Annotated in this window: 7 protein-coding genes; 3 read left to right on the top strand and 4 right to left on the bottom strand. The window is 40.2% G+C overall.

The window, feature by feature from the left end; genetic code table 11:
* Positions 1 to 2 precede the first annotated feature (2 nt).
* Positions 3 to 2,636 (bottom strand): glycoside hydrolase family 31 protein, encoded by a 2,634-nt coding sequence (locus AC0UA9_RS06810; protein ID WP_475658755.1) that lies wholly within the window; start codon positions 2,634 to 2,636, stop codon positions 3 to 5.
* Positions 2,637 to 2,876: 240 nt separating this feature from the next.
* Here AC0UA9_RS06810 and AC0UA9_RS06805 point away from each other — a divergent pair, with 240 nt between their 5' ends.
* The 3 genes from AC0UA9_RS06805 (at position 2,877) to AC0UA9_RS06795 (ending at position 7,227) form a co-directional block, all read left to right on the top strand.
* A complete protein-coding gene (locus AC0UA9_RS06805; protein WP_475658751.1) occupies positions 2,877 to 4,568 on the top strand; it encodes an alpha-glucosidase in 1,692 nt (563 codons plus the stop codon).
* Positions 4,569 to 4,687: 119 nt separating this feature from the next.
* Positions 4,688 to 6,478 (top strand): alpha-amylase family glycosyl hydrolase, encoded by a 1,791-nt coding sequence (locus tag AC0UA9_RS06800; RefSeq protein WP_475658747.1) that lies wholly within the window; start codon positions 4,688 to 4,690, stop codon positions 6,476 to 6,478.
* A gap of 215 nt (positions 6,479 to 6,693) precedes the next feature.
* Positions 6,694 to 7,227 (top strand): DUF2780 domain-containing protein, encoded by a 534-nt coding sequence (locus tag AC0UA9_RS06795; protein ID WP_475658744.1) that lies wholly within the window; start codon positions 6,694 to 6,696, stop codon positions 7,225 to 7,227.
* 88 nt (positions 7,228 to 7,315) lie between these two features.
* Here the strand turns inward: AC0UA9_RS06795 and AC0UA9_RS06790 are convergent, their stop codons facing one another.
* The 3 genes from AC0UA9_RS06790 to AC0UA9_RS06780 form a co-directional block, all read right to left on the bottom strand.
* Positions 7,316 to 8,212, bottom strand: coding sequence for a mechanosensitive ion channel family protein (locus AC0UA9_RS06790; RefSeq protein ID WP_475658741.1), 897 nt, complete (start codon positions 8,210 to 8,212; stop codon positions 7,316 to 7,318).
* 148 nt (positions 8,213 to 8,360) lie between these two features.
* The gene (locus AC0UA9_RS06785) at positions 8,361 to 9,257 is read right to left on the bottom strand and encodes an aldo/keto reductase (RefSeq protein WP_475658739.1); all 897 of its coding nucleotides are present in this window, start codon (positions 9,255 to 9,257) and stop codon (positions 8,361 to 8,363) included.
* Positions 9,258 to 9,457: 200 nt separating this feature from the next.
* A complete protein-coding gene (locus tag AC0UA9_RS06780; RefSeq protein ID WP_475658736.1) occupies positions 9,458 to 12,214 on the bottom strand; it encodes a TonB-dependent receptor in 2,757 nt (918 codons plus the stop codon).
* Between the last annotated feature and the right edge of the window lie 200 nt (positions 12,215 to 12,414).

Raw genomic sequence — 12,414 nt, 5'->3', positions numbered from 1 at the left:
ACCTAGTTCTCTATACTTAACGTTAAGGGGTGGTGTTGCCAAGTAAATTGCACTGTCAGTGTGTTGTTATTGTTATTCCAGTAGGCAGTAAACGTTTCTGTGTTGCTACTTACTGGGGGAGTACTTACTTGCGCACTAATTACCGGCATGGATTTCCCTGCAATAGTGACGCTTTTTGGCGGCATAAGCCAATGGTGAATCACTAACGACATTTGCCTATTTTCAGGCATAGTAGGGTAACCTTTACCCGTGCGGTTAAACGAGAATACTATGTTATCCTTTGCCTTGCTATGGCTATTTTGCTTGGCGCTAAAGTGTAATATTTCATACTGGTTTTTTGTCAGTGACTGAAAGCTTTTACCATCGTCTTCATACATTTGGCCCTGGCTGTGTTTTACTGATTTGTCATGGTAATAATGTATTGCAAGTTTACTGCTGTCATAATCTTTGGTTGATTGAATATCGTCAATCATAGGAATAAAAGCACCGGCACGCACAAGTACAGGCAAGGTTGTTAAGCGGGTTTTAATGGGGGTTGTTTGCCCGCCTTGATAGCGTTTACCGTTAAAAAAATTAAACCAAACACCTTTAGGTAAAGGCACGGCTACAGACTCAACACCAGCATCAACAATGGGGGTAACTAACAAGTCATTGCCCCATAAATAGCTGGTGGTATTATCCATTAAGCTAAGGTCGTTATTATTAATTTTAAGCGCATTTTCAAAGCTTTTATCAAAAAAGAGTGGGCGCATTAACGGCATGCCAGTGCTGCTATTTTGGTATGCTAAGGTATAATTGTAGGGAAGCATTTTATATCTGAGTTTGATAAATTTACGCAAAATATCTTGGGTTTCCTTATCATGAAAGACCACTTCTGGGGCGATGTTATCTTGTGCATGTGGGCGATAAATGGGTTGGAACACCCCGTATTGTAACCAGCGAATATAGAGCTCTTTATTAAATCTTTCACCACCGGCAAAACCGCCTAAATCGGAATGGGTATATGCCATGCCTAATACGCCCATTTGTAAGCTCAACTCTACTTGCGGCTTTAAACCACCCCAAGTACGGTTTACATCGCCTGTCCAAGGGATCATACCGTAGCGTTGTGAGCCGGCAAAACCTGAGCGCATTAAAATAAAAGGGCGTTCACTTGGTGCCAAGGTTAACTGGTTTTCATAGAGCATTTTTGCCCATTGGTGACCATAAACGTTATGAATAGCATCACCATTTACCACACGGCCATTGTCAAGCGTGTGCAGAATATCGCTAGGGTGAACTTCTGGCTCACCTAAGTCACCCCACCAACCGCGAACCCCTTGTTTATATAAATCGGTATAAATGTTATTGAACCAGTTTTGGCCTGGAGTGCTAAAAACATCAATTAATCCGGTATTGCCAAAATAAAAGTCAAAACGTTTTGGATTGCCACTGGCATCTTTTGCCAGCGCTTGATTTTTTTCTGCATCAGCCCATTTTTTAGCGCTGGTGAGAACAAAAGGTTCGGTAATTAATAGAGTGTTTACCCCTTGTTTTTTAAGATCGCTGATCATCTTTATTGGGGTCGGAAAGGTCGTTTTATCCCAATCTAAATTACCCATGTGCCCTTTAATATCTTTACCAAACCAGTATAAATCTAGAATTAAGGCGTCAAGCGGGAAGTCTAAATCGATAAATTTATTGACAGTATCTCGTACTTCTTGTTCGCTGCGATAGCCAAAACGAGAGGCGTAATTACCAAGCGCCCACCTTGGCGGCATTGGTTGTTTGCCAGTTACATCAACATAGTTGTTAATTAATTGAGGGTAAGTGTTACCAGCAAAAATAATATAAGACATGCGACCTGATACGGCTTCAAATTGCATAATATTTTTCTCAGACTTCCCTAAGTCCATCCAACCTTTAGCTGAATTGTCAAAAAGTAGGATATATTTTTTGCTTGAAAGAACGGCAGGTAAACTGAAGTTCATTTGGTTCGATTGTGTTTCATAGCCGTAGTGAGCACGATTATATAGCGGCATGCGCTGATGACGTCTGTCCATGCCCAGTATGCGTTCACCGCCGCCGAGCAGTTTTTCATGGTCGCTTAAATGAAAGCGAAACCCTTGCACCTGGTGTTGTTGGTTATCCTCTAATGCGGTGCCGGTAAAATACCCTGCTTCTTCTGCAAGCAGTAGTTGCTCGTTTTGATAGTAGTGAATGCTAAACGGTGACTTATTAATAACCGCAGTAAGCTGTCCGGCAGAAACTCGTAGTTGTTGTGGTGTTTCAGTGAGCGAAAAATTATAGGTTGGGGCGTGCTCTTTAATAGCAAAAGAGGGTAAAAATGCCGCCTGATTGTCTGGGGTTTTATAGTGATAGTGCACTTCAATGGCCTGCTCGCTATAGGCAGTTAACGTGAGTTCTCCTAATGTTGTTGTGATTGCTATCTCGTTGTTAGTGAGTTGATGACTTAGATAAGTATTATTTTTGTAACGCGCTTTTGAATCAACAAAGCTTTTGTTTTCTATCGTTTGACCAAAAGCTTGGCTTAACCAAAAGAGAAATAACAGCCCAGTATATTTTGCCAGTAAAAGTGAACGCAAGATAAAATCCCCTATAGAACGTTGTAGCAAACGGATAATGAAACGTGCCATTTAATTCGCTCTCTAATTATTTATACCATGATCAAGATAATAACCCTCTCTGTACCAGTGTAGTACTTTGAATACGTATGCAACATGAAGGAAAGCAGATGCATACGTATGCAAAGGCTGTCCCCTAGCACATGAATTGCGTATTCTTAAATGATAATGATGAAGTGTAAATTCAATAATGAAACCTGTGAGGTTGTATTAATTACTTGTTGAATTTCAAATACGGTATAGGAGTTTAGGATGAGTGAACAAATGTGGTGGCGTGGTGCGGTAATTTATCAAGTGTATCCGCGCAGCTTCTATGATGCTAACCAGGATGGTATTGGTGATCTACCTGGAATTATTAGCAAATTAGACTATATTGCGAGTTTGGGGGTTGATGCCATCTGGATTTCGCCATTTTTTAAATCTCCAATGAAAGACTTTGGTTACGATATTAGTGATTATCGAGATATAGACCCTATTTTTGGGACGTTAGCTGATTTTGACGAGCTCATTGCCAAAGCGCATGAGCGTAATATTAAAATCATGATCGATCAAGTGTTAAGCCATACCTCTGATCAACACCAGTGGTTTATTGACAGCCGAGAAGATCAAACCAATGATAAAGCAGATTGGTATGTTTGGGCTGATGCCAAAGAAGATGGTACTGCACCCAATAATTGGTTGTCTATTTTTGGTGGAACGGGGTGGACGTGGGAACCGCGTCGTCAGCAATATTATTTACACAACTTTTTATCTAGCCAGCCAGATCTTAATTTTCATAACCCTAAGGTGCGGGCGGCGGTACTTGATAATGTTGAATTTTGGTTAAAACGTGGCGTAGACGGCTTTAGGCTTGATGCGATTAATTTCTGTTTTCATGATGCTCAATTACGCGATAACCCAGCGAAACCAAAAGCGTTAAGACAAAGTATCGGTTTTGATGAGAAAAATCCTTATGCTTATCAATATCATTATTTTAATAATACGCAAGACGAAAACTTAGGCTTTATTGAGTCGGTTCGCACCTTATTAAACCAATACCCAGGGACGGTTGCTTTAGGTGAAATAACCTCAGAAGACTCATTACAAACCATGGCGGAATATACTCAAGGCGATAGTCGTTTGCACATGGGTTACAGCTTTGATTTACTCACCGACGAATTTTCTGCCAGTTATATTAAGCAAGTAGTACAAACACTTGAAGCACGAGTGTCAGACGGTTGGCCGTGTTGGGCTGTTTCCAATCATGATGTTCCCCGTGTGATTAGCCGCTGGGGTAAAAGCCAAAATGCAGAGCAAAATACTGATTTAGCCAAAATGTTATATGCGATGATTTCCTCTCTACGTGGGAGCCTTTGTAGTTATCAAGGAGAGGAGCTGGGTTTAACTGAAGCCGATATCGCTTTTGAAGATGTTCAAGACCCTTATGGCATTACTTTTTGGCCTCAGTTTAAAGGCCGTGATGGTTGTCGTACACCGCATCCTTGGCAAGCCAATGAAGCACATGCCGGCTTTAGCCAGGCCACACCTTGGTTGCCGGTTTCTGCAGACCACCAAGCCAAAGCCGTTGATATACAAGAAAACCACGCAGATTCGGTTTTAAATAGCTACCGTCACTTTAACCAGTGGCGTAAACAGCACCATGCCTTACTTTACGGTGAGATAGATTTTTTTGATACCGCAGAGCCCATACTTGCTTTTATTCGTAAAGAGCGCAGTGAAACACTGTTGGTGTGTTTTAACTTTAGCAACCAAACACAAACCTTTTCACTTGATCTAGCGAACAATAAATTAGTCAGTGATGAGCTAGCCAATGTTAACCTTAAAGTGCTCACTGATCATCACTTATCAACAGGTGACTTTGTTCATGATGCTAAAGGTAATGACAGTAGCGTTAGTGGTCAAATTACGTTGCCCGCTTTTGGCTGTTTTTATGCCTCGTTATAAGAGGTACTCGTTATAATGGATAATAGTTATTAGGTTTTAGGTCTTAGGCGCTAGGTAGTAAGTAGTAGCACTTAGCGCGATGTGTCAGGTGTTAGAGCAAAGAAAAGAGAATATAAATAATGAAATTATTGTTAACAGTGTTCGGTGCATTGGTTTTAAATTTACTGTGTAATTTTACAGGGCATGCTACTGGTGTAAGCCAAAATTTATCGCCAAAGCAAAACTTAACAGCCAAAGCGGCCAAGCTTGCACCTTATCAAGCGCGTGATTTTCAAGATGAAGTTTTCTATTTTGTTTTACCTGATCGATTTTACAATGGTAACCCAAGTAATGATTTAGGGGCAGTGGTAACGGATACTAAACGTGCTTTATCGCGCGGTGGCTTTGATCAAACACACAAAGGAATGTATCACGGTGGCGACTTAGCAGGACTCACTGAGAAATTGCCTTACCTTGACAACATGGGTATAACCGCCATTTGGTTAACACCCGTGTTAAGAAACCAAGCGGTACAAGAAGGAACTTCAGGTTATCACGGCTACTGGATTTTAGACTTTACTGAAATTGATCCTCACTTTGGCACAAATGCAGATCTTAAATACTTTATTGACCAAGCGCACCAACGTAATATTAAAGTGTTCTTTGACATTATCACTAACCATACCGCTGATGTGATTAAATACAAAGAATGCCATGGTGATGACGGCTTAAGCCAGATGACCAAAGGGGGAGATTGCCCTTATAAGTCAGTAGCGCAATTAAATAAAGGCGATAAATATACCCCCATTATTCCTGTCGGTAATGAAAATATAAAAGTACCTCAGTGGTTAAATAATATTGAGCTTTATCATAACCAAGGCGACTCACACTGGGCGGGTGAAAGTGCTCTTCGTGGTGACTTTGCCGGCCTTGATGATCTTGATACAAGCCAAGAAATTGTCGTTAACGGCATGATCGAAATATACAAAGCCATTATTGATGAGTTTAAGCCAGACGGTTTTCGTATTGATACGGTAAAACACGTAAACATGGAGTTTTGGCAAGCATTTTCCCCCGCATTAACCGCACATGCTAAAACGCAAGGTATTCATAATTTTTTTATGTTTGGCGAAGTGTATAGTTTTGACCCAATAGAATTAAGCCGCTTTACAACAGTAGGAAAAATACCTTCAGTATTAGACTTTGCTTTGCAAAAGTCATTAGAAAACGCCTTAGTGGAGCAACAAGGAACCGATGTTTTAGCCGCATTATTTTCCCAAGATTCTCTTTACACCACTGCCCATAAAAATATTGACAATACTAATGCTAATCAATTGGTTAACTTTACAGGTAACCACGACATGGGACGCTTTGCCTATTTATTAAAACAAAGTAAGCACAATTACAGTGAGCAAGCGCAAATTCAACGTAATTTACTTGCCCATGCGATAATTTATTTTAGCCGCGGTGTGCCAGTCATCTATTATGGTGATGAACAAGGTTTTGTTGGAGATGGCGGCGATCAAGACTCACGTCAAAATATGATGCCGTCAAAAGTCGCGAGTTATAATGATGATAATTTACTCGCTACCGATAAAACCACAGCGGATGATAACTTTGACACAACGCACTTGTTTTACCAAACATTCGCCAAATATGCCGAGCTTTATCAGCAATACCCAGCATTGCGATTTGGTCAACAAAGCACTTTATATGCGCAAAATAAGCCTGGTATTTTTGCGCTGCAACGGACTTATACAGCACAAGGTAAAACGCAAACGATTAAAGTAGCCTTTAACACATCAACACAAGCACAACGCCTTAAAGGCCTCGTAGAAAATACTCAGCACGATAAGTTACTATATCAATCTACCGTAAACGCTACAGGGGTGCTCGCGCCATTAAGTTTTGCGATGTGGTTAGTTGAGTAAAGTTAAACAGCACAAGGGCAGGGGAGTGTTAATGGAGCATTGTACCAAGGCGTTAATAGGCGCGCACAAATTAAAGTTTCAGTGTGATTAGGCTCTGTCTGCGCTTAATTTAGTGTGCTAATTGCTTATTGACGATAAAAAATAAAAGGCATTAGGTTAACATTGTGTTAATCTAGCAAGTATATTTTTAAATTTATTCAAGGAAGTGTGTACCAATGAAAGCAACTATCATTTTACTCTCTATCACATTAAGCGGCTTAACCTTGCCGGCTTTAGCAATTAAATTACCCGAGTCATTAAGCAGTAAATTATCAGAAAGTAAGGCAACTGAAAGTAAAGCAAGTAATGTCGCCACCGAAATAGCAAAAGGTGCGTTAACAAGCTATGCCGCAAAAGAGCTTGGTATGTCAGAAGCAATGGTTAGCGGTGGCTTATCTTCAATTTTTAAAGTAGCTAAAGATAACCTTAATACAGAAAGTTTTTCTGAATTAAGTAGTGCAATACCTAATATGGGAAGCTACCTAGAACAAGCGCCAGAGTTTTCAACGTCGGCCATTGGTTCATTGTTAGGCAATAGCTCAGCGTCTAAAACCGCGCAAAGTGTCGGTTACTTAGATTCAGCATTTAAAAAACTCGGTATTCCAACAGAAAGCTTACCGTTGATGATCAGCACGGTGACAGGCTATTTAGAAAGTAATGGTTATGATAATGCTGCAAGTATTTTGAAAAAAGGCTTAAACTTTTTATAAGCATTTGCGTTAAAAAAGCCGAAACTTTTATAGTTAATGGTTATAAAAGTTTCGGCTTTTTTGTTTTTTTTATCAGTAATATTAACAGCTACTTTGATGCAACTTGACGAAGGTGAACATTGCGTTGAGGAAATGGAATATGGATATTGGCTTTGTCTAATGCAGAATAAATCGCAGCATACGATTTATATTTAGCGTGATAAAGATTAACTGTTGGTGTCCATAACCGCACCGCTAGCCTAATAGTGCCTTCTGAAAAACCGTCTATACCCACTTGTGGGGTTCTAGTTTTGCCTGTAACGTCAAGTGATAACATGGTTTCTTTCAGCAGCTCAACTACCGCTAAAGGGTTGTGTTCAGCAGAAATGTTTACCTTTAATTCCAGTAGTGAATCATGCTGTGAATTATGCAGAATTTCACCCACAATATGTTTATTAGGGATAGTAATAATAACGTCATCTTCATTTTTTAGTAGGGTGTAAGCAAGTAACACTTCTTCAACGACCCCTGTTACCCCGTGTACAGTAATGGTATCACCAACGACAAAAGGCCTGATAATAATAATATTAAAACCAGCGGCATAGTTAGCCAGCAAGCCTTGTAATGCTAAACCTGCACCTAAAGATATAGCACCTATTGCGGCAATAAAAGGGGTAACACTGATCCCAAGTTTATTTAGGGCAACTATAGAGATCATGATGACAATAATCATTTTTGTGGTGTTTGATAAAAACTGGCTTAAGGTAATATCGAGTTTATTTTTAAGGCATAGTTTTAATACCCATTTCGCTATTTTTCCTGCGAAGATATAACCAATAATAAAAACAATCAGCGCACCAATAAGCTGAAAACTATAATTGGTGAAAAACTCAATAATAATATTATAAATATTAGTGACCTGATCTATTTCATCTTTGAGCAAATTGGCAGGATTGAGCGGGGTAGTATCTTTTTCAGCGCTTTGGGCTAATGGGGTCGTAAACACAAACATTCCTTAATTTATGGTGGCACAGACAATGTGCCTATTGAATAGTAGCGTAATAATAGCGTATTTTTATTCTATTAAGGTAAGTATTTTGGCAAGCATCAAGAACTGCTTACGCAAGTAAGCAGTTACCTACCTTACCTGTACTTTAGGCCACTGGTTGGCCGTTTCTTGCCTCAAGTAAACGATACCAATCTTTAGCACTGTACTCTATATCAAGCGCTTTTTTAGCGGCATGAATACGCTCAGGTGTGGTTGAACCAATAATAGGGTGAATGTTAGCAGGGTGCTTTAATAACCAAGCTAAAATAAGCTGCCATGGTAAGCAGTTATAGCGCACGGCTTGTGCTGATAATTCTGCCGCGATGCGTTGTTCATCTATTGCTGAAAAGGTATTACCCCAAGCAGGGTAGGCGACACCGCCAAGCGGACACCATGCAATCGGTGTTATACCTAACTGTTGGCATTGGTCTAACGTACCGTCGGTTAAGCTACTAATGTTATGAATATTAATTTCTACTTGGTTAACGACTAAAGGCTCATCTAAAGCAGATTGTAATAACGCCAGTTGTGAAGGGCTAAAATTACTGACACCAAATTGTTTTACCTTTCCGCTTTGCTTTAACTGTTGAAAAGTTTCAGCGACCTCTTGGGCATTAAATAAATAGTCTGGGCGGTGTAATAAAAATAAATCTAAGTACTCGGTATTTAATCGCTTTAATGAACTGTTTACTTGTTGAACTAAATAACTATTAGAGAAATCATAACGTTGAGGATTGGGTCGAATGCCTGCTTTTGAGGTAATAATAATTTTATCACGTAAATGGGGAGAGGCTGTTAATAACTCGCCAAATAAGCTTTCACTTTCACCCTCACCATAAATATCGGCATGGTCAAAATGGTTATAGCCAGCATTTAACGCCGTTTGAATAGCCAGTTTACCTTTAGCTCTATCTTGTGAAGAGTTGTCGCCTGCAATACGCATACAGCCATATATAAGGCGTGATGAATGAATGTTGGCAGAATGTAATGTTGAAGTTTGCATTTAGTATGTCCTTGTTTCATCAAGAGGATAAATAGTTCATCGTGACAGCATTTATGGTTTAACGGGTTGCTTCTTTTGGTCAATAGGTGTTGAACTTATTTGACCAAGTTGAAGTTATTTAATGGTATTAATAAATAAAAAACCTGTCAGTGAATGAAACTAACAGGTTTTTATATATTATTGCTGCTCGGTACTACCTATTAAAATTTATAGTTAAGACCTAACGAGTAGTTAGCACCAAATGATTGGTATGAGGTAATTTGTCTACCATCACTTGCCTCTGCTTGAATAGTATCTTCGTCAGTAATGTTCTGAGCTTGGAATGAAATACGTAATCCTTTTAATGATGAAATGCCAGACTCATCGAAATCATAACTGATTTGCGCATCCCAAATTTCGGCACCTAAATCTTCGGTTGCTTGTAGTGCTAGGCTGGTTCCACGTGTTTCCGTTAAGAAATTATCACGTTTTGTGCCGGCAATACGAAATTCGAAGCCATTTCTTTCATAGTAAGCTGTTAATGAATAACTCTCTTGTGAAAGTCCTGGTACTTTACCACCATCTTTAAGCTGACCGTCTAAGAAAGTACCACTTAACACTACACCAAAACCTTCTAATGAATCATGCATTATACGCAGTGGTAAGCTGGTTTGTAGTTCATAACCACGGACAAAACCTTTTAAACCATCGGTAGTGGCACTAATAAAACCGTTGAGGCTTGCAGGTGCATCACCATTAGAGTCTTGATGAATCTCAGGGATATACACTTCAGTAAAGTCAGTTAATACATCCGTGGTTCTATGCCAGTTAGTTAAGTCTTTATAGAAAAACGTGGCTGCAAAATATCCATCTTCAGTGAAGTAGTTCTCATAAGAAAGGTCAAACTGATTCGCTGTTAACGGTTCTAATGTTGGGTTACCTGCACTACCACTCCAAGGGCCATTTTGAGGATCTGTGCTTTGAATTTGATTGTCATTGTAAGCAAATGTTGCACGGGCATTCGGGCGCATATCGTCCATACGAGGACGACTTTGTACTTTGGATAAACCGGTACGAATAAATTGGTTTTCAGCGACTTCAAAGTTTAAATTCAGCGTTGGTAAAATATCTGAATAGGAAGCGCCGCTTTCTACCGGTGTTGCAACGACGTAAGCTGATGCATTTTCAACCGTTGAAAAACCAGTAGAAGATTGGTCAACATCAATGAATTGAAGGCCAAAGTTACCTGACATATAAATACCAGCAAAATCGGCTTCTAAATTAATTTTTGTATATAAGGTTAACACTTCTTCATTAACACTATAGGTATCGCCCAAGCGGTCAGTTTGTACTAAAGACGCTTCTGTTGCGTTGTAATAGCCACTTTTATATAGGCCTATACTGTCATAGGCAAGCATGCCGCCAAGACCGATAAAGCTTAAATCAGTGACACCTAATATATTAGGAATGGCTGCATCGCCAGGGTATTCTGGTGATGTGAGGTAATCACCTTCATTAATTTTAGACTTGGTACGATCAGAATAGTTAAGTCCCATGCTAACACCACTAATAATACCGTACTGCACAGCACCATTAACTTCAAATCTAAGGCTGTCTAGTTTTTCTTCAAATTCAGGGCGATTAACAAAACCATCTTGCGCATCACTACCAATAACCGGGGCGCCCCAAGATTGAGGGCCAGCAAGACGAATCAGGCTTTCATCAGTATAGTCAAGCTCTGGTAGTGTAGGATGAGCGCTGTACATAACGCCGGTAGAAGTCATTTGCCATGAGCGCGCCGCAGAAGGGCGTCCGTCAATACCAGCACGACCAGTACCTGAGTAACTTTCTAAATCGATAATAGACTTGTCAACGTCACCGGTTGATAAATCTACCACCACATGCCAGTCATCGTTTAAGGCATAATCTACATTTAAACCAAAGGTAGTTAATTCAGATTCTTGTGTTCTGGCGTCATTACGAATGACTGAGTGGAAACCATCCCAATAGCCTGAAGTCACTAAGCCGTTTTCAATGGTTGAAGCGGTATAGTCTGCGCCACCCCACACCGGGCCACCTTCTTCAAGACCACGGCGCACATCGCCTTCTTCAAAGTCTATGTATAAGGCATCAAATTTAACGCTAAGTTTGTCATTGGGTTGATATTCAACAATGGCAGCAAAAGAATTACGCTCCATTAAAGCCGAGCGTGCGAAAGAGTCATGCCCCCCTAAAATTTTGTCACCGTCTGGTGTGTCAGCGTAACCCCAAGCACGGAAGTTTTCTTCCTGGCGCGGTGTTTCTTGAGATGAAACAACAAAAGCAAGGCCTAACGTATTGTCCATAAACTGGTCAACGAAATTGAACGATAAGCGGTGACCACTGTTGTCATAGTCTGGGTTAGCTGAATCTTTCTGGTTTTGCTCATATACCGCATTCAATGTCATTGATGAAGGTGAATTCAATGGGCTAACAGTTTGTAAATCAATAGTACCGCCAATACCTTGGGTAATAAGGCCAGCTTCCGGTGTTTTATAAACAACAATGTTAGAAACGATTTCAGTGGGATATAAATCAAACTCTACGCCACGGTTATCGCCCATACCCAGTAATTCACGACCGTTTAATGAAGTGCCTACATAGTTTTCATTAAAGCCACGTACAGATAAGCCACTAGTACGGCCGTTACGGCGCTCACCCGTTACCCCAGGAAGGCGTGCTAATGATTCAGCAACGCTGGTATCAGGCAATTTACCAATATCTTCTGCTGAAAGCACTTCCACTATTGAGTTTGCACTCATTTTTATTGCTTGGGCGCGCTGTAAACTGCCACGAATACCAGTGACTGTGATAACTTCAACGTCAGCTGCGTTATCGGCAGTTTGTGCTTCTTCTGCTGCAAAGGTTGGTGTGCTTAATGCGAACAAACCACTTGAAAGTAGCGCTATTGACATTTTGCTTGGTTTAAAATTTAACATGGATTATCTCCCCTAGCCATCCTTGATTAATTTTTATAAGCCAGTTCCTGTCGACTTAATTATTATATGTTTTTTTATCACCTCGTTATATTCCTTTTATGGAGTCTAGTAAACGGGTGACAACTTTAATATAGATGGGAGTGTTGCAGATGAATAGCGCTTGCATACGTATTCATAAGGTGGGTAAGTGCTATAAAGGC

The organism is Colwellia sp. F1, assembly GCF_056238625.1.
Note: the sequence above shows the minus strand (reverse complement) of the source record. Positions and strands in the feature narration are given on the sequence as shown.

Bases quoted from the DNA above. Each gene is read 5' to 3' on its own strand.
- AC0UA9_RS06795 (WP_475658744.1), top strand. From the start codon at position 6,694: ATGAAAGCAACTATCATTTTACTCTCTATCACATTAAGCGGCTTAACC.
- AC0UA9_RS06805 (WP_475658751.1), top strand. From the start codon at position 2,877: ATGAGTGAACAAATGTGGTGGCGTGGTGCGGTAATTTATCAAGTGTAT.
- AC0UA9_RS06780 (WP_475658736.1), bottom strand. From the start codon at position 12,214: ATGTTAAATTTTAAACCAAGCAAAATGTCAATAGCGCTACTTTCAAGT.
- AC0UA9_RS06785 (WP_475658739.1), bottom strand. From the start codon at position 9,257: ATGCAAACTTCAACATTACATTCTGCCAACATTCATTCATCACGCCTT.
- AC0UA9_RS06810 (WP_475658755.1), bottom strand. From the start codon at position 2,636: ATGGCACGTTTCATTATCCGTTTGCTACAACGTTCTATAGGGGATTTT.
- AC0UA9_RS06800 (WP_475658747.1), top strand. From the start codon at position 4,688: ATGAAATTATTGTTAACAGTGTTCGGTGCATTGGTTTTAAATTTACTG.